This is a genomic window from Pseudoduganella violaceinigra DSM 15887, from assembly GCF_000425385.1.
Taxonomy (GTDB): Bacteria; Pseudomonadota; Gammaproteobacteria; order Burkholderiales; family Burkholderiaceae_D; genus Rugamonas; species Rugamonas violaceinigra.
This window is the reverse complement of record NZ_AUDI01000004.1, coordinates 51,494-68,657: the sequence shown is the minus strand read 5'-3', so window position 1 is coordinate 68,657 and position 17,164 is coordinate 51,494. Positions and strand designations below refer to the sequence as shown.

19 protein-coding genes are annotated in these 17,164 nt (G+C 64.0%); 10 read left to right on the top strand and 9 right to left on the bottom strand.

Translation table 11 applies throughout. The features are described 5' to 3' along the window. Nucleotides 1–3 precede the first annotated feature (3 nt). The 3 genes from H597_RS0104055 to H597_RS35340 are packed head-to-tail and all read right to left on the bottom strand — an operon-like array spanning nt 4 to nt 2,774. A complete protein-coding gene (locus tag H597_RS0104055) occupies nt 4–1,185 on the bottom strand; it encodes an efflux RND transporter periplasmic adaptor subunit (RefSeq protein ID WP_028101003.1) in 1,182 nt (393 codons plus the stop codon). Continuing rightward, nucleotides 1,182–2,399: a TolC family protein gene (locus H597_RS0104050; protein ID WP_028101002.1), complete on the bottom strand. Its 1,218-nt coding sequence runs from the start codon at nt 2,397–2,399 to the stop codon at nt 1,182–1,184. The genes H597_RS0104055 and H597_RS0104050 overlap by 4 nt, the downstream gene beginning before the upstream one ends. Before the next feature lie 54 nt (nt 2,400–2,453). Continuing rightward, nucleotides 2,454–2,774: a hypothetical protein gene (locus H597_RS35340; RefSeq protein ID WP_161630571.1), complete on the bottom strand. Its 321-nt coding sequence runs from the start codon at nt 2,772–2,774 to the stop codon at nt 2,454–2,456. Nucleotides 2,775–2,885: 111 nt separating this feature from the next. Here H597_RS35340 and H597_RS35335 point away from each other — a divergent pair, with 111 nt between their 5' ends. The 3 genes from H597_RS35335 (at nt 2,886) to H597_RS0104040 (ending at nt 4,400) form a co-directional block, all read left to right on the top strand. Beyond that, the gene (locus tag H597_RS35335; protein ID WP_161630570.1) at nt 2,886–3,641 is read left to right on the top strand and encodes a universal stress protein; all 756 of its coding nucleotides are present in this window, start codon (nt 2,886–2,888) and stop codon (nt 3,639–3,641) included. Then, nucleotides 3,622–3,723 (top strand): putative universal stress family protein, encoded by a 102-nt coding sequence (locus H597_RS35805; RefSeq protein WP_229632084.1) that lies wholly within the window; start codon nt 3,622–3,624, stop codon nt 3,721–3,723. Before H597_RS35335 ends, H597_RS35805 begins: the two co-directional genes overlap by 20 nt. A gap of 188 nt (nt 3,724–3,911) precedes the next feature. Continuing rightward, nucleotides 3,912–4,400: a hypothetical protein gene (locus tag H597_RS0104040; RefSeq protein ID WP_028101001.1), complete on the top strand. Its 489-nt coding sequence runs from the start codon at nt 3,912–3,914 to the stop codon at nt 4,398–4,400. A 77-nt stretch (nt 4,401–4,477) separates the two neighbouring features. Here the strand turns inward: H597_RS0104040 and hppD are convergent, their stop codons facing one another. Continuing rightward, complete coding sequence (gene hppD / locus H597_RS0104035; RefSeq protein WP_028101000.1) at nt 4,478–5,545, bottom strand: 4-hydroxyphenylpyruvate dioxygenase; 1,068 nt, start codon at nt 5,543–5,545, stop codon at nt 4,478–4,480. 123 nt (nt 5,546–5,668) lie between these two features. Between hppD and H597_RS0104030 the strand changes: the two genes are divergently transcribed. Further along, complete coding sequence (locus H597_RS0104030; protein WP_028100999.1) at nt 5,669–6,187, top strand: Lrp/AsnC family transcriptional regulator; 519 nt, start codon at nt 5,669–5,671, stop codon at nt 6,185–6,187. Between the two features lie 4 nt (nt 6,188–6,191). On the opposite strand, the gene H597_RS0104025 is transcribed toward H597_RS0104030, so the two are convergent. Both H597_RS0104025 and H597_RS0104020 read right to left on the bottom strand, forming a co-directional pair. Then, nucleotides 6,192–6,530 carry a copper-binding protein gene (locus tag H597_RS0104025; RefSeq protein WP_028100998.1) on the bottom strand — a complete coding sequence of 113 codons (339 nt, stop codon included), beginning with the start codon at nt 6,528–6,530 and terminating at the stop codon, nt 6,192–6,194. Nucleotides 6,531–6,550: 20 nt separating this feature from the next. Then, a complete protein-coding gene (locus H597_RS0104020) occupies nt 6,551–7,219 on the bottom strand; it encodes a DUF3108 domain-containing protein (protein WP_028100997.1) in 669 nt (222 codons plus the stop codon). Between the two features lie 234 nt (nt 7,220–7,453). On the opposite strand from H597_RS0104020, the gene H597_RS0104015 reads away from it, so the two are divergent. Further along, the gene (locus H597_RS0104015; protein WP_028100996.1) at nt 7,454–8,293 is read left to right on the top strand and encodes a universal stress protein; all 840 of its coding nucleotides are present in this window, start codon (nt 7,454–7,456) and stop codon (nt 8,291–8,293) included. 97 nt (nt 8,294–8,390) lie between these two features. Further along, nucleotides 8,391–9,230: a universal stress protein gene (locus tag H597_RS0104010; protein WP_035373091.1), complete on the top strand. Its 840-nt coding sequence runs from the start codon at nt 8,391–8,393 to the stop codon at nt 9,228–9,230. 18 nt (nt 9,231–9,248) lie between these two features. Here H597_RS0104010 and H597_RS0104005 read toward each other — a convergent pair whose 3' ends face one another. After that, nucleotides 9,249–9,656 carry a DoxX family protein gene (locus tag H597_RS0104005; RefSeq protein ID WP_028100994.1) on the bottom strand — a complete coding sequence of 136 codons (408 nt, stop codon included), beginning with the start codon at nt 9,654–9,656 and terminating at the stop codon, nt 9,249–9,251. Between the two features lie 70 nt (nt 9,657–9,726). Here H597_RS0104005 and H597_RS0104000 point away from each other — a divergent pair, with 70 nt between their 5' ends. Next, nucleotides 9,727–10,617 (top strand): LysR family transcriptional regulator, encoded by an 891-nt coding sequence (locus H597_RS0104000; protein ID WP_028100993.1) that lies wholly within the window; start codon nt 9,727–9,729, stop codon nt 10,615–10,617. 29 nt (nt 10,618–10,646) lie between these two features. Here H597_RS0104000 and H597_RS0103995 read toward each other — a convergent pair whose 3' ends face one another. Both H597_RS0103995 and H597_RS0103990 read right to left on the bottom strand, forming a co-directional pair. Further along, entirely contained in the window at nt 10,647–12,257 is a 1,611-nt protein-coding gene (locus tag H597_RS0103995; protein WP_028100992.1) for an FAD-dependent oxidoreductase, read from the bottom strand. After that, the gene (locus H597_RS0103990; protein WP_028100991.1) at nt 12,254–13,909 is read right to left on the bottom strand and encodes an acetolactate synthase large subunit; all 1,656 of its coding nucleotides are present in this window, start codon (nt 13,907–13,909) and stop codon (nt 12,254–12,256) included. The genes H597_RS0103995 and H597_RS0103990 overlap by 4 nt, the downstream gene beginning before the upstream one ends. A gap of 115 nt (nt 13,910–14,024) precedes the next feature. Between H597_RS0103990 and H597_RS0103985 the strand changes: the two genes are divergently transcribed. Genes H597_RS0103985 through dkgB form a run of 3 tightly spaced genes read left to right on the top strand, consistent with a single transcriptional unit; the run spans nt 14,025 to nt 17,155 of the window. Further along, nucleotides 14,025–15,050 carry an AraC family transcriptional regulator gene (locus H597_RS0103985; protein WP_051293517.1) on the top strand — a complete coding sequence of 342 codons (1,026 nt, stop codon included), beginning with the start codon at nt 14,025–14,027 and terminating at the stop codon, nt 15,048–15,050. Between the two features lie 6 nt (nt 15,051–15,056). Beyond that, nucleotides 15,057–16,334 (top strand): MFS transporter, encoded by a 1,278-nt coding sequence (locus tag H597_RS0103980; RefSeq protein WP_307578807.1) that lies wholly within the window; start codon nt 15,057–15,059, stop codon nt 16,332–16,334. Nucleotides 16,335–16,348: 14 nt separating this feature from the next. Then, on the top strand, nt 16,349–17,155 hold the full coding sequence (dkgB, locus tag H597_RS0103975; RefSeq protein WP_028100988.1) for a 2,5-didehydrogluconate reductase DkgB: 807 nt from the start codon (nt 16,349–16,351) through the stop codon (nt 17,153–17,155). Nucleotides 17,156–17,164: the final 9 nt, after the last annotated feature.

Sequence of the window (17,164 nt, the reverse complement as noted above, 5' to 3'; positions counted from 1 at the left end):
TCCTTAGTCTTCATGCTCGGCGGTGCCCTTGCCCTGCTCCGCCTTGATGGTGAAGCTGTGGGCGGCGGCATATTGGGCGTCCTTGCGCAGGCCGGAGGTGATTTCCACCAGCTTGCCGTCGGAACGTCCAACCGTGACCGGCACCGGCTTGAAGGCCTGTCCTTCGCGCTGGAACACGACCTGGGCGCCGTTCAGCATTTGCAGCCCTTCCTTTTCCACCGCCACCGGCACTTCCGCCGAGCCGGTGACCACGTCCACATCCACGAACAGGCCCGGGCGCCAGGCCAGTTGCGGGTTGTCCAGCACCACGCGTGCGCGCGCCGCGCGGGTCTGCTCGCCGATCATGGCGCTGACGTAGCTGACCTTGCCTTTCACGGCGGCGTCGGAAGCGGCCGAATGCAGCACCGCCTCCGTACCAACCTTGACGATCTCCAGATCCTTGGCCGGCACTACCACTTCCGCCCACACCTGGCGCAGGTCGGATACGGTGAAGACCTTGGTCTCCGCGCCGACCGCCTCGCCAACGGCGATATGCTTGTCGACAATCATGCCGTCGAACGGCGCGCGGATTTCCAGGCGGTTGAACGGTCCCATGCCCGAACCGGCCGCGCCCAGAGCCACCAGTTTCTGGCGCGCGTTCTGCACGGCGATGGCGGACTCCTGCCATTCCTGCTCGGCTTTCAGGTAGTCCTGGCGTGCGGAGACCTTGTCCTCCCACAGCTTTTTCTCGGCTTCATAGACGGACCGCGCCAGCGCGGCGCGCTTTTCGGCGGCGGCCAGGCTGCTGCGCTGCTCGGACACATCGGCGCTGGCGACCACCGCCAGCAATTCGCCCTTGCGCACCTGCTGGCCGAGGTTGGCCTGCACTTCCTGCACAATGCCATCTACGCGCGGGGTGACGTGGGCCGTACGGTCTTCGTTCAGTTTGACTTCACCCGGCAGGCGGACAAAGGTTTCCAGGCGCGTGGCGTTCGCCGTGCGCAGCTGGATATCGGCGGCGGCAACCTGCGCGTCGGTGAACGGAATCGCCTGTGTTCCGGCAGCCGCACCGGCTGCCGCGTGTTCCTCGTGGCGCTCTTCCGCTTTGGCGGCCGGTGCGATGCGCTCCCAGCCCAATACGCCGCCTGCAAACAGGACGGCAACGGCCACCATGGCCGCAATCGTGATTTTCTGACGCTTGTTCATTTTGAATCCTTGATGTCCAGGTTGCCGACCAGCTTCGCCAGATCGGCCCTGGCGCGGTAGAAGTCGGATATGGCCCGCAATTGCTGGGCCTGCGCCTGCACCCAGGTGCGCTGGGCGTCCAGCACTTCCACATAATTGAATTTACCGGCTTCAAAGCCCTTCATCGCGGCCTCGGCGGCGTACTGCGCGCCGGGCAGGACGTCTTCGCGCACCAGGCGCTCCTGCTGCAGCGAAGCCTGCATGCGCGCGTGGGCCTGCAGCGCTTCTGTGCGGACGCGCAAGCGTGTGGCCTCCAGCTCCGCACGCGCCTTGTCGGCGCGGCGTTCGGCCGCCAGGACCGCGCCCTGGTTGCGGTTGAACAGGGGGAGCGGAATGGACAGCCCAATGATGTTCTGGCGTACGCGCTCGCCTTCCGGCCCATCGCGCTTGCTGCCGACGATTAGCGACACGTCGGGGATGCGCGCCGCGCGTTCCATCCGCACGGCTGCATTACCGGCTTCAACTTCGGCGGCGGCCCGTTCAATGGCGGGTGCGGATTCGATCATCGTTTCGAGCCGCAAGCCGGCTGTATCGGGCGCTCCGGGCGCGGCAAGTTCGCCGAGGTCCTGTATCCCGCTGCCCAGCAAGCCGGCCAGCTTGATGCGCGCCTCGTCCAATTCGCGCTGGGCGCTGACGCCGTCCATGCGCCAGTTGGCTTCCGCCACGCGTGCCCGCGCCTCTTCCACCGGCGATATCTTGCCGGCCAGGACACGGCGCGCCGCCGCATCGCTGGAACGGCGCCCGCTTTCGCTGACCTGGGAGGCCAGCGCTACATGCTGCTGCGCGAGCCAGGCTTGTTGATAGGCAGCGGCGACATCGGCATCGATCCGCGCCTGGCCGGCGGCCAGGTCCAGTTTCGCCGCCCTGCTGCCGGCATGCGCCGCGTCCATGCGGGCGGCGCGCTTGCCGCCCAGCTCCAAAGGAATCGACAGTTGGACGGTCGTCGAACCGCCGCGGCCCGCCTTCCCTTCGTGCAGGTATTCAAGCGAAGGATTGGGCGGCAGCGCTGCCTGCTGCCCGGCCGCATCGGCGGCATCAGCTTCCAGCGCCAGCGCGCGCAGCTCAGGGTTGCTTTGCCGCGCCCGTTCCAGGGCGCTGGCAAGCGTCAATGATGGTTGCGCCCATGCTGGGGCCAGGCAAATGGCCGCCAGCAAAGGCACGCAAATAGCTTTCACAATTTTGCTCCTTGATGATTGATGGGGAACGGCTGCACGATGCAGCCGGATCAATCAGCGGAGCCTGTCGGGACGCGGAGGAATGTCCGCAATAAAGGAATGAATTGGCGGTTCCGGCGTAGGGACCGGAGCGATCGAATCCGCTTGCTGGCGCACGCCCGATGGGAGTGCGACAAACGGCGCATGGAAATGATGGCAAAAATCACATTGCGTGCAGCAGGAGCCATCCGGGCTTGGCGCATCCGTGGTGTCCGCAGCCGGTTCGCCTACCAGCATTACCTTGGCTTTCGCGCAGCAGCTGTCCGACGCTGCCAGGACAGCCTGGAGCGGAAGCACGAGCAAAAGCAGGATAACGAGGAAGCGGCGGAAGATCATAGTTCCCGCAATTATACCAAGTTGACGATTTCGGCGGGGCTTGACCCAGGTCATGGAACGCAGGCCGCGAGCGGGGGCAAACTTATACCAACATCAACACTGGAGGACATCATGTCTTACCGCACCATCGTAGTCCATGCCGACCGCGCCGCCAATACGGAAGCACGCATTGCCCTGGCGGCAGCGCTGGCGCAGCGCGAAGACGCCCACCTGGTGGGGGCCGCGATGACCGGCATGCCGCGCTCCATGCTGGCCGGACGCGGTTATGAAGCCAGCGGTGCATTCCTGGCCGATTACCTGAGGCGAGCCGAAGGCCGGGTGCAGGAAGCGCTGGAAGAATTCAAAGGCATCGCGGCGCGCCTTGGCGTGCCGTCTTATGAAGCGCGCAGCAGCAATGACGATGAATATGCCGGCTTATGCATGCAGGCCCGCTACGCCGACCTGCTCGTACTGGGTCAGACGAATCGCGCCGGTGCCGGTGAAGACAGCCTGCTGCCAGACTTGCCCGACTATGTGCTGTTGAATTGCGGCCGTCCGGTGCTGGTGGTGCCGCGCAGCGGGCGCTTTCCGACCATCGGCAAACGGGTGCTGGTGGCGTGGAACGGCAGCCCCGAGGCAGCCAAAGCCGTCACCGCCGCCCTGCCCATGCTGCGCGGCGCCGAGCAGGTGACTCTGGCCGTACTCGGCGACAGCAAGGATGCGCTGGGCGAATCACCCGGGGCCGACATTGCGCTCTACCTGGCGCGCCACGGCGTAAAGGTCGAGGTGCTGCGCCGGCCGGAGCCGAAGGATCCAGGGCCTGGCCATCCTGTCGCTGGCACTCGATTTCAACGTCGACTTGCTAGTGATGGGCGCCTACGGCCATAGCCGCTTCCGCGAAATGATGCTGGGCGGGGCCACGCGCACTGTGTTGGCCGAGACTACGCTTCCAGTACTGATGGCGCACTGATCGTCCATCAACGAGCGGCCGCAATACGGGCCGCTTGCGCCATAATAGGGACAAGGAAAACAGCTTCTACGATACCGAAGAAAAAAGTGGCGCTCCAATTTCCTTCAAAGCGTAGTATGTGAAGCGCGTCACACCGTCACCAGCTTGAATACGATTACCCGGTTCACAAACCACATGGAGATTCATCGATGGGCTACGATCGGAATTACACGCGGGAAGAAATCCACCAGATCTTATGCATAAGCGAGCGCCGGCTGCGTCCTGGCGGCGTTCACGAAGGCCATGCAATCAGCCGGCACACCGAACAGCGCGATGATCCGTTCGACCGCCGCAACATCAAGCAAGACTCCACCTTCGCTGGCCGCAAAGACCAGATCCTGGCCATCGAGGAAGCCTTGCACGATCCTGTCGGTCAGGCTGAATTGGCTAAACTGAACAATCATGGCGTAGACAGTTGCAAGATCACCGTGCAATTGTCCGCTCAACTGGGGAAAATCAAAGCCAATGTCGTCCGCAGTCCGGTGGTCAAGATCGGAAATAGCAATGTGATAGCGCAAGGCCCACAACAGTACCTGCAAATGGTGGACGTCACCTCGGTCTTTGTATTGATCAACAAGGTGCTGCCTGCGCCGGCCTGGGCGCCCCTGCATATCCAGACCGCTTTCCCCAGCGTCTAGCGCGGCCCCCCGGCGAACGCCGGAGGAGGTGGTAGAACAGAGGCCGCCGCGACGCTCGCGGCAGCCTGCTGGCCGAGTTACACGGTCAGCACACCGCGGCGCATCTGGTCCAGTTCGATCGACTCGAACAGGGCCTTGAAGTTGCCTTCGCCGAAGCCCTGGTTACCCTTGCGCTGGATGAACTCGAAGAACACGGGTCCCAGCTGGTTTTCCGAGAAGATCTGCAGCAGCAGGTCGCCCGGTTTGCCGTCGATCAGGATCTTGCGCTCGCGCAGGGCCTGCAGCTGTTCGCCGTGACCCGGAATGCGGCGGTCCACCAGCTCGTAGTAGGTGTCGATGGTATCGAGCAGCTTGACGCCGGCGGCGCGCAGGCTGTCGACGGTCGCGTACAGGTTGTCGCTGCCCATGGCGATGTGCTGGATACCTTCGCCGCGATAGGCGTCCAGGTATTCCTGGATCTGGCCCGGGCGGTCCGTGCCTTCCTCATTGATCGGGATGCGCAGCTTGCCGCAAGGGCTGGTCATGGCTTTCGACTTGACGCCGGTGACTTGGCCTTCGATGTCGAAGTAGCGCACTTCGCGGAAGTTGAACAGGCGCTCGTAGAACTCGGCCCATTCGCCCATGCGGCCGCGGTGCACATTGTGGGTCAGGTGGTCGATATAGGTCAGGCCGTGGCCTTTCGGGTTTTGGTCCACGCCTGGAATGGGCTCGAAGTCGACGTCATAGATGCTGATATTGCCGTTGCCAGGCCAGCGGTCGACCAGGTAGATCAGCGAATCGCCGATGCCTTTGATGGCTGGCAGTTGCAGCTCCATCGGACCGTGTTTGCTTTCGTAACCCCATGCGCCCAGGCGCAGTGCGCGTTTGTAGGCGGCTGCGGCATCCTTGACGCGGAAGGCGATGGCGCATACCGAAGGGCCGTGCAGTTCGGCGAAGCGCTGCGCGAACGAGTCTTTTTCCGCGTTCAGCAGGAAGTTGACGTCGCCCTGGCGGTACAGAGTGACGTCCTTGCTGCGGTGGCGGGCCACGGCAGTGAAGCCCATGGCTTCGAACGTCTTGCCCATGGCAACCGGATCCGGTGCCGCGTATTCGATAAATTCAAAGCCGTCGGTGCCCATCGGGTTGTCCCAAAGCGTATCGCTCATGCGCAGTCTCCTTATACAAGTGAATAGATAGGGATATACTACGCACGAATTTTGAATATTTTGCGCAATCCAAACCATTCACATAAAATGATGCGCGCATTTTGCGCACAAAAATAGGGTTTAATGATGATTACAGTCGACCGCCACGACCTATCGCTGCTCAATGAGCTGCAACGCAATGGAGAAGCCACCAATGCCGCCCTGGCGGAAGTGCTGCACCTGTCCGTATCGCAGGTCGGCCGGCGAGTGCAGCGCCTGCGCGAAGCCGGCATCATCGACCACTACGCCGCCGTATTGGAACAGGGCGCCGTGGGCCTGGACGTCATGGCCTTCGTCCATATCACGCTGGACCGCCATGGGGAAAAGCGCGGCGACGCCTTCGAGAAAGCGATCCGCGACCTGCCGGAAGTAATGGAATGCTTTTCGGTGACGGGCGAGGCCGATTATGTGGCGCGCGTGGTCTCGCACGACCTGGCCTCATTCGCGGACCTGATGATGAAGGACATCCTGCTGCTGCCCGGCGTGGTGAACGTCAAATCGAATATCGCGCTGAAGAAGATCAAGCAGTCCACCGTGCTGCCGCTGGACCACATCGTGCGGCCGAACCCGCGCAAGCAGCGCATCGAGTTCGCCCGCACCTAGCCGCTCACTTCACCACGTCGATGTCGGTCACGGTCAGCGTGCCGTCCGCGCTCTCTACGCTGAAGCGCACCTTGTCGCCCGCCTTCACCTTGTCCAGCATGGCCGCGTCCTTGGCGCGGAAGACCATCGTCATCGCACCCATGCCGAGATTTTTCAGTTCGCCGTGCTTGATGGTCAGTTTGCCGGACGGCTTGTCGACCTTCCTGATTTCGCCTTCGGCGGTATCGGCAACGACCGCCTGCCGGGCTGGGTCTGTAACTACTTGCCGGGCTTGCGCAGGTGCGCCGGCCAGACAGGCAGCGGCCAGCGCTGCGGCAAGCAATGTGCTTGTGAATGTCTTCATGTCAAATTCCTTGGCCGGTTTCAATCAAGCAGTGATTTGACCATCACCTTGCCGTCCGGCGCCACCGCTTCCTGCCGGACCAGCAACTGGGTCGCCTTCGCCAGCCAGAATTTGGCGACGGTACCCGGCCGGTTATAGTCGGTGGTGAGAAGCCAGCAATCGACTGCGCCTTGCGGACCCTGGATGGTTTCGCTGCCTGCCACCTTCCAGGTGTAGCGCGCCGGCGCAGGGCCGCCCGGATGATAGAACATGATGCTCGCTTCATAGCCGGCGGCGAGCGGCAAGGCCTGCAGGAACTCGATGTCGGTCTCGAAATTGAAGGTCGGCTCGTAAGTGCTGAAGTCATAGTCCTCCACCGTGCGCTTGCCGTCCTTCTCGCGGATGCGCTGATGGGTGCGCGGCTTGAAGCTGCCTTTGTCGAACCAGGAATCGAGCAGGACCACGCTATTGTTGAAGCCATCCCAGCGCTGGCGAATCTGCATGCCTTCCGGCGCCAGCCGCACCTCACGCGTCCAGATGTCGAGCGGCGTATTGACTTCGCCGTTGCGTACATAGCGCAGCCAATGGTGGGTGCCTTCCTTGACCATCGCAATGCGCGCGAGGGGCACGCCGACCTGGATCTCGGCCGCGAACGCCGGACCAGCCAAGGCGCCGCAAAGCGCCAACAGGTACTTCCATCGATTCAGCATTCGGTGGTCTCCTTAAAAGTCATGCAATTATGCCAGCCCTGCCACAATTTTGCGCAGCGCTATTTTTTCCATTTAAATCATGATCTTATGGCGCCGCCCATGGCCTTGTTAACAGGCTTTTCCACAGAATCCGTTAACAACCCTTAGCGCCGGCCATTTGACCTGGATCATTGAAACGCGAGGGCCGCCGCCATAGCATTGGCTGGACACGTACACGCCAAAAAGGAGCGCAAGATGTACAAGACTATTGTTGTCCACGTCAGTCCGGTATCCGGCATGCCCACTACCATGGCCGTTGCCGCGGGCCTCGCGGCAAGCCATGACGCGCACCTGGTCGGCACGGCGGTTACCGGCTGGGTGGAGCTGAACGGACTGATGGCAACCGGCGCGCCCATGGTCGTCATGCCCGCACTCGATATCGAAACCCTGCGCGAGGAAGCGCGCGACAGGCTCGAGTCTTTCGAGCGGCAATGCTTCGAATTCGGCGTCGATTCCTTTGAATCGCGCCTGCTCGATAGCACCGCCGTCGAGGCACTGATCCTGCAATCGCGCTATTGCGACCTTCTGGTGGCAGGCACGCAGGACGTTGCCAATTACGGCGTGCTGGCCCCTTCGCGCCTGCCGGGCCGCCTGGTGACGCAGTGCGTGCGCCCGGTACTGCTGGTGCCGCCCGCCATGCGACAGCCTTCCGGCAAATTCGACAAGATCATGATTGCCTGGAACGGCAGCCCCGGCGCCAGCCGCGCACTAGGCGCCGCCCTGCCCTTGCTGCAACGCGCCTCGCAAGTGTATATAGCGGTCGCCAATCCCGAACTGGAACGCATCGATATGGGCGCGGAACCGGGCGCCGACCTGGCGGCCTACCTGGCCCGCCATCATCGCAGCGCCCAGGTGCTGGGCCTCGACACCACGCAGGAAACCGGCAGCGCCTTATGCGATCTGGCCCGCCACCATCATGCCGACCTGCTGGTGGCGGGCGCTTATGGCCACAGCCGCATGCATGACTGGGTCTTGGGCAGCACCACGGCCAGCCTGATCGAACAAAGCCCCGTTCCCTTGCTGATGACGCAATGAGAGACCACGATTCAAAAAGCCTGCTGCCGTCGTTCATGGCATATTGAGGCTGACGCCTGACCGCCACCTCATGTGCGCCCACAGAATAGGAGCCACTATGTATAAAACGATCTTGCTGCACGCCGATACCTCGCGCAGCGCGCCGGCCCGTTTGAAAATAGCCGCCATACTGGCCGGCCAGCAGCAGGCGCACCTGGTGTGCGCCGCCATGACCGGCATCTCCCGCTACGCCTACCGCCAGCATGAACCCCTGCCGCACGACGTCATGCGGCCGGACCTGGCGCAGCTGGTGACTGCGCGCGCCAGGCAGGCGCTGGATGAGCATGCCAAACTGTCCGCAGGCCTCGATGTCCAGTCCCTCGAACAGCGGCTGGTCAACGATGATGCCTACGGCGGCCTGGTGCTGCAGTCGCGCTATGCCGACCTGCTGATCGTGGGCCAGGCCGACCGCGACGATCCGGCCACCGGCGCATTGCAGCAGGACCTGCCGGAATATCTGATCCTGAACGGCTGCTGCCCGGTCTTGGTGGTGCCGTTCGCCGGCCAATTTCCCACAATCGGCAAGACGATCGTCGTGGCCTGGAATGGCAGTACGCAAGCGGCGCGCGCCGTAGCGGGCTCCCTGCCCCTCATGGCCAGCGCGGCGCGCGTGGTGGTCGCCATCGTCGACGCGATGGTGGGCGATGACGAACATGGCGAGGAACCTGGCGCCGATATCGCTCTGTTCCTGGCGCGCCACGGCGTCAAGGTGGACGTCATGAAGGTCGCCAGCGACGGCGATATCGGCGAGACCCTGCTGGCCACGGCCGACCAGGCCGGCGCCGACCTGCTGGTGATGGGCGCGTACGGCCATCCGCGCCTGCGCGAGATCATGCTGGGCGGCGCCACCCGCACCATTCTCGGCGCGGCAACTCTGCCGGTGCTGCTGTCGCATTAAGCACGGGAGGCGGCAGGATCAGGCCTCTTCGGCCACAAAGAGCCCGCTGCGAACAATCACCGCACGGCCGTCGCCCATCAGCCATTGCACAATGGAGGCGACGCACAGGAAGGCGGGGTACTCCCAGCCGCCGCCCTGGCTGGTGAATACCCAGCCGTTTGGCACGTGCACGCAGGTCGCCGCCAGCAGGATGGGCAGCAGCAAAAGCGCGACCTGGCGCGCATACACGCCCATCACCATGGCAAGTCCGCCAAGCAGTTCGGCGGCGAAGACTGGATAAGCCAACCAGCCCGGCAGGCCGACGCCTTCAAAAAACCGCGCCGTTCCCGGCAGCGTGAACACCCACAGTTTGAGCAGGGCGTGCGAGATCCACATGATGCCCAGCGCCAGGCGCAGGATGGTTGGACCGGCATTCGAATTTTGCATGATGAACTCCCAAAAGTTGTTGGATGGGCGTTAATGTACTATTGCGAAAACGCAGGAAAAATAGGCGCCAATGAAATCATCCAATGCAAAAACGCAATATAAACTGAGTGCCGCCGACCTTCAGCTGATCTTGGCCTTGGCGCGCGGCGGCAAACTGGCGGAGGCAGCGGAGCGCCTGGGACAGAATTCGTCCACGGTGTTCCGCGCCCTGCAGAAGATCGAACGAGGTCTCGGCGCGCCGCTCTTCGAACGTTCGCGCACCGGCTACCTGGCAAACGAGCTGGCGCAGTCGCTGGCGGAACAAGGCGAAAAACTGGAAACCGTGCTGGAAACAGCCCGTTCCTCGATCCAGGCCGAGCCCGGACAGGTGGCAGGCAATGTCCGCATCACCACCACCGACACCGTGCTGCACGGCCTCATCGCGCCGGCCCTGAAGGACTTGCGCGGCATGCATCCCCTGCTGGGATTTGAACTGTATATTGGCAACGAGCTGGCGAACCTGAGCCGCCGCGATGCCGACATTGCCGTGCGTGCGACCCGGAAACCGCCGCCGCACCTGGTCGGGAAATGCCTTGGCCCGATCCGCGTCGCCCTGTTTGGCGCGGCGCGCGGCGGTCCGCGCTGGAACGAGGTCATGGCCGGCAAATGCGCCTGGATCGCGCCAGACGACGCCATGCCCGAACATCCATCGGTGCTCTGGCGGCGCAAGCACTTCCCGGCCATCACCCCGGTCTTCAAGGTGAACAGCATCCTGACCGTGGCCGAACTGGTTGAGCTCAACCTTGGCGTCGGCATCCTGCCGCTGTTCCTGGCCAGGCACCGTCCCGGCTTACGCCAGCTGAGCGAGGAACTCGACGACGGCTCGACCGAGCTATGGCTGCTGACCCACGCGGAATCGCGCCACCTGCGCCGCATCTCGGCCGTCTACAGCTACCTGTCGGACGCTATCGCCCTGGCCTGATTGCGCCCCAATCCTGCTGATCGCAAAGCTTATGCCCCGCGCGTGATGTTGCGCCCAGCCGCCCTGGCGGTAAGGATGCAGCCTGGCAGGAAGGTGCCCTCCAGGGAGCGCTTGCCGCACGCGCCGCCACCGCCGAATCCGGCCGCCTCGCCCACCGAGTACAGTCCCGGAATCGCCTGTCTGTCCGCCCCGAGGACGCGGCTATGCAAATCCGTCACCAGGCCGCCCAGGCTCTTGCGGGTCACCAGCTGCATCTGGACCGCGATATACGGGCCGGCGCCCGCCTTTTGCAGCGGCGCCGGTTTGCAGGTGCGCAAGCGATCCGGCCCCCATTGACGCGCATGCAGGATGCGGCGGATCTGCGCATCGTTGTGCAGCTTGTCGCCGTTGGCAAAGTTGGCGTCGAAGGCGTCGGCGGTGGCCTGCAGCACTTCCGGCCGCACGTGGTTGCCGCCAGCCAGGGCGTTCATCTTCACGGCCAGCCCCGCCAGCGTATCGTCGACCAGGAAATGCGGGCTTTCCCGCGTTAGCTGGCGCACCAGGCGATGATTGCCGAACAGCGTCTCCTTGAGGAACTGAAGCAGCTGGCGGTCGCGGATGCACTGATTATGTTCGGCGCCGGAGATGGCCAGCTCCCTGGCGGCAATGCGCCAGTTGAGGAGATGCCAGGTCCAAGGCTGTTCCAGGCCCGCCACACGCTCGCAGAGGTGGCTGGTATCAAAACCGGTCACCAACGGCTCCGGGCCGATGCGCCTGCCCCGGTGATCGAGCCACAACGCCGACTTGCAGGGAATCGACGACAGGCCGTGGCCATCGAAATGCGGCTGCGGGTGGGGGAAGCCTGCGGCGTAGTTCCACATTTCCCCAGCCCCCGCAATGCGGCCGCCTAGGCGCTCGACCAGCCGGTGCAGCTTGCCATCCGAATAGGGATGCGCCCCATTCAGCATTGCGGCCGGCAGCGCCCTACCCGCCGGCCAGTTGGCGCGCGTCTCCTCATGGCCGCCGTTGATACCGCCCATTGCCAACACCACCACCGGTGCGGTGAAACGCAGCTCTTCGCCGCTATCCTCATCTACCGCGCTGGCGCCGTTGACCGCGCCGCCGGAAAACTCAAGTCCGGTAATGCGCGTACGGCTGAACAGCTTGATCCTGCCGCCCGCACCGGCCCTCTCCACGGCGTCGATCATCGTCAAAGCCAGCAGGCGCGAAGTCCCCCATAACACGTGGTAGCGCGGCAGGGAATTGCCATCGCCATGACGCCCGCGCTCGACCCAATTCACCGCTGGCAGGAATTTCAGGCCGTGGCTGGCGAGCCAGCCATACACTTCGCGCCGGGAATGCTCAACGTAATAGCGCGCCCAGGCCAGCGGCAGGACATCGGTCGACTTCAATTCACCGAATCGTACCCAGTCGGCCAACGCGCGTTCCGGCGTATCGGGAATTTTCATGCGCGCCTGCAGCGGCGTGCCCACCAGCGCCATGCCACCGAAAGCCCAGCGCGCCAGGCCGCCAAGCCGTTCCCGGCTGTCGCGGTCCACCAGCGCGACGGTTCTACCGGCCCGCAGGCATTCAAGCGCAGTCACCAGCCCGGCCAGCCCGCCGCCCACCACCAGCACATCGGACTGGATGACCGGGCTCACGGCGCCACCTTGCGCTTGAGTGCAAGAGCGACCGGCTGCGGCAGGTTTTCCAGCGAGCGCAGAAGAAACGGCAGCACGCGCAGCTTCAGGCCGGAGAATACGCTCGGCACCACGGCCTCGATCAGGTGCGGACCAGGGGTCGCCAGCGCATACTCCAGCGCCACATTGAATTCCTCCGCCGTGCTGGCGCGCACCGCGTGCACGCCCAGGCCTTGCGCCAGCTGCACGAAATTGAGCCCGGGACTATTCAGATCGAGCTGCGCCTTGGCCCTGGGGCCGGCCTTTTCCGCGCCGACCCGTTCCAGCTCCACATTGAGGATGCCGTAGGAACGGTTATTGAAAATGACCGACACCACATTCAGCTTTTCGCGCGCCATTGTCCACAGTGCCTGGATGGTATACATGGCGGATCCGTCGCCCACCAGCGCCAGCACCGGCCGCTCCGGACAAGCCACGGCAGCCCCCACCGCCGCCGGCAAGCCCTGGCCGATTGCGCCACCGGTCAAGGCCAGCACATCATGGCGCGGTGCGCCGGCGGTGAACATCGGCAGCATGGTGCCGGAAGTCTGCGCCTCGTCGACGATGATAGCGTTTTCCGGCAGCAGGTGACCGACCGCCTTGCACACCTTTTCCGCCGTCAGCTTGCCGCGCGGGCGGGCGGGGCGAACGGCCCGCTGCAATACCGGCTCCGCCTGTCCGGCCCCCATGCGTGCGCACAGGCGCTGCAGGCTGCCGACCGCATCCTGCTCCGGCAGCGCCAGTTCGTGCACCGCGCAGCCATCCGGCACCAGGTAGCTCTTCTTGCCGGGATAGGCGAAGAAGGACACGGGGGCGCGGGCATCGACCAGCACCAGGTTCTCAAACCCGGCCAGCTGCACCGCAACCATCTCGGCCAGATAGGCGATGCGCTCCGCGTGCGGCAGGCCGGCGCCGCGCTCGAATCGGGTCGGGAACACTTCCGCAAACAGTTTGGCGCCCGACTGGGCGGCAATGCGCGCGGCGGCCATCAGGCCCGGTTCGCGCAAGGCGCGCCCGCCCAGCAGGATGGCATTCCTGCCGCCCGCCATGAGCACATCGGCGATCCGCTCGATCGCCGCATCGTCGGCACAAGGCGGCGGTGAAATGACTGGCGCGGGGCGTTCTTCCGCGCGTTCGCCCCAGGACACATCGGCTGGAAGTATCAGCGTCGCCACCTGCCCGGGGGGGCCTTTGGCGGCGCTGACCGCTTCCACCACGTCCCGGCACAGCGCCTGCGTGCTTTGCGAGGTCCGCACCCAGCCCGATACATTGCGCGCCGCCGTTTCGATATCCGATTGCAGCTGCGCGTCGTATTTCGTATGGTAGGTGGCGTGATCGCCGACGATGTTCACCACCGGCACCCTGCCCTTGCGCGCATTGTGCAGGTTGGCCAGTCCGTTGCCCAAGCCGCAGCCAAGGTGCAGCAGCGTGGACGCCGGTTTCCCCGCCATGCGCGCATAGCCGTCGGCGGCGCCGGTGGCAACGCCCTCGAACAGGGTCAGTACGGCGCGCATTTCCGGCGCCGTGTCGAGCGCCGCCACGAAATGCATTTCGGACGTGCCGGGATTGGTGAAGCAGACTTCCACACCTGCGTTGATCAGGGTGCGCAGCATTGCCTGGGCGCCGTTTGCCATGCATGATCTCCTTAATTGGTCTGCAGCCATCATGCTCCAGCGGGCATTGCAAGTATTGACACTTGGCGACAATAAGTTAACACTTGGCGACAACCTAATTTCTTCCGCCCCGTCCATGACCGTCCTGGTCCGCTCCGCAACCCTGTCGACTTTTGAAGTCCTCGCCAAGGGGCTGGGACTCGACGTCTCCAAGCTGCTGCTAAGGTTTGGCATCCCGCGGCAGGCGCTGCACGATCCGGACATGCTGATCCCCTACCAGGGTTTCATCAACTTGCTCGAATATTCGGCCGCCCTGGGACAGTGCCCGGACCTGGGCCTGCAGCTGGCGCAGGCTCGGGGTATCAGCATCCTCGGCCCGATATCGGTCCTGCTGCGCCATGCGGACACAGTGGGCGATGCGCTGGCGCTGGCCTCGCGCTATATATTCGTCCACAGCCCGGCACTGAAGCTGGAAACCCGCAGCGTCCCTGGTAGCCCGGACCTGATCGACATCGTCTTCGATATCACGCATGCCAATCTGATCGCGCGCCCGCAGGTGACCAGCCTCGCGCTCGGCATCGTCTGCCAGGGCCTGAAAGTGCTGACCGCCGGCCGCCTCCAGGCGCGCCAGGTGACGCTGCCGCACGCCCCCGTTGCGCTGGAGGAGGCATACCGCCAGGCCTACAGCTGCCCTGTCAAATTCCTGGCCCGCGACGCGACCGTGCGTCTGCGGCGCAGCGACCTGGCCTTCGCCATACCGGAAAACGACCCGCAGATGAAAGAGCTGGCGCTGGGCTACCTCGAACAGCTTGGCGGCAAACCTCAGGCCTTGCTGTCGGACCGGGTGCGCCGGCTGGTGCGCAACTTCCTCAGTGCCGGCCATGCGCGCCATGCCGACATCGCGCGCGCCTTGTCCGTCCATCCGCGCACCCTGCAGCGCCGCCTGGCAGCGGAAGGCGTCACATTCGAATCCCTGCTGGACGAGGTGCGCAAGGCCCAGTTCCTGGAATTGACCGGCCATCATGCGGGGCCGGGCATGACCCAGATCGCCCATATTCTCGGCTATGCGGAAGTCTCGGTACTGACCCGCAGCTGCAAGCGCTGGTTTGGCGCCACCCCACGGGAAATGCGGAAAAAGGCGCTACGCAACATCGATTCTTGATTTCAAATCAAAAGAGTTTGGCGGATACGGGGCTTAATCTACAAATATTGCCCCGGTACACTGCGATCCATTCAAACACTCAACGATGCCAAATCAAGGAGAAGTTGCATGAGATCGTCCACCGCTTTACTTGCCCTTGCCACTGGCGCCTTCGCCATCGGCACCACCGAATTCACCCCCATGGGCCTACTGCCCGTCATTGCCGACGGCGTGCAGGTCAGCATCCCCACTGCCGGCATGCTGGTCTCCGCCTACGCGGTGGGCGTGATGGCCGGCGCGCCGGTCATGACCTTGCTGTTCAGCCGTTTCGGGAAACGCGCCGCCCTGATGTCGCTAATGCTGATTTTCACCATCGGCAATCTGTTGTCCGCCTTCGCGCCCAGCTACACGACGCTGCTGCTCTCGCGCCTGATCACCAGCCTGAATCATGGCGCCTTCTTCGGCATCGGCGCCGTGGTGGCCGCCAGCGTCGTGCCGAAGGAAAAACAGGCCAGCGCAATCGCGGCAATGTTCATGGGCCTGACCGTCGCCAATATCGGCGGCGTTCCCGCCGCAACCTGGATCGGGCAACAGGTCGGCTGGCGAATCGCCTTTGCCGGCACCGCCGTCCTCGGTCTGGTCACCATTGCCGCCCTATGGCTCGCCCTGCCCAAAGGTGAAGCCGGCACGCCGCCGCACGTAGGCCGCGAACTGAAAGTGCTGACCCGCCCTGAAGTACTGCTGGCGATGGGCACCACCGTGCTGGGTTCGGGCGCCATGTTCGCCCTCTACACCTACGTTGCGCCAATGCTGGCGGAAATCACCCACGCCAGTCCCAGTTTCGTCGCCTTCGCCCTGGTCCTGATCGGCATCGGCTTCACCATCGGTAACAGCATGGGCGGCCGCCTGGCCGACTGGTCGCTGGATGGCGCGACCAAGATCATTCTTGCCGTGCTGGCGATCACCATGGCTGTCCTGCCGTTGATGCTCTCCACCCAGCTTGGCGCCGCCATCGGGATGGTGGTCTGGGGTGCAGCGGCATTCGGCATCGTGCCACCGGTGCAGATGCGTGTCATGCAGGCCGCCGCCCAGGCGCCAGGCCTTGCGTCTTCCGTCAACGTGGGTGCCTTCAACCTGGGCAACGCCGTTGGCGCCGCGCTCGGTGGCGCAGTGATCAGCCAAGGCTTTGGCTACGCTGCCGTACCCCTGGTCGGCGCCGCGCTGGCGGCGGGCGGCCTGGCGCTGGTCTGGCTTGGCAATGCCGGTCGCCGCGCCCCTGCCGCCTCCGCCCCTTCTTCCATCTAATTCGTGAGGCAACCATGAGCCACATCCCTTCCTTTGGCGCCGGCACTTTCCGCCTGACCGGCCAGGCTGCAATCGATTCGGTACGCAATGCGCTGGACGTCGGCTACCGCGCCGTTGACACCGCGCAGATTTACGGCAATGAAGCCGACGTTGGCCAGGCCATCTCGGAAAGTGGCGTGAAGCGCGCCGACCTGTTCCTGACCACAAAGATCTGGACCGAAAATTACGCCAGGACCAGGCTCGTGCCAAGCCTGCGCGAAAGCCTGGAAAGACTGCGCACCGACTATGTCGACCTGACCCTGATCCACTGGCCGGCGCCCGGCAACGGCGTGGAACTGCCCGAGTACATGGAAGCCCTGGCCGAAGCCAAGGCGCTGGGCCTGACGCGCCAGATCGGCATCTCCAATTTCAATATCGAACTGACCAGGCAAGCCATCGCCGCAGTCGGCAAAAACGAAATCGCGACCAATCAGATCGAATTGAGCCCCTACCTGCAAAATCACGAACTGACAGCCTTCCTCAAGCAGCAAGGCATCGCCGTAACGTCGTATATGACGCTGGCCTACGGCAAAGTGTTGAAGGACCCGGTCCTGGCAAAGGTCGCAAGCAAACACCAGGCCACGGTAGCGCAAGTGGCGCTGGCCTGGGCGCTGCAACTGGGCTATGCGGTAATTCCTTCGTCGACCAAGCGCGAGAACCTGGCGAGCAACCTGCTGGCGCGCGATCTGACGCTGGATGCGGAAGACATGTCGCTGATTGCGGCGCTGGAGCGCAATGGCCGGGAAGTAAGCCCGCCGGGCCTTGCCCCAGCGTGGGATTAAAGGAAACCA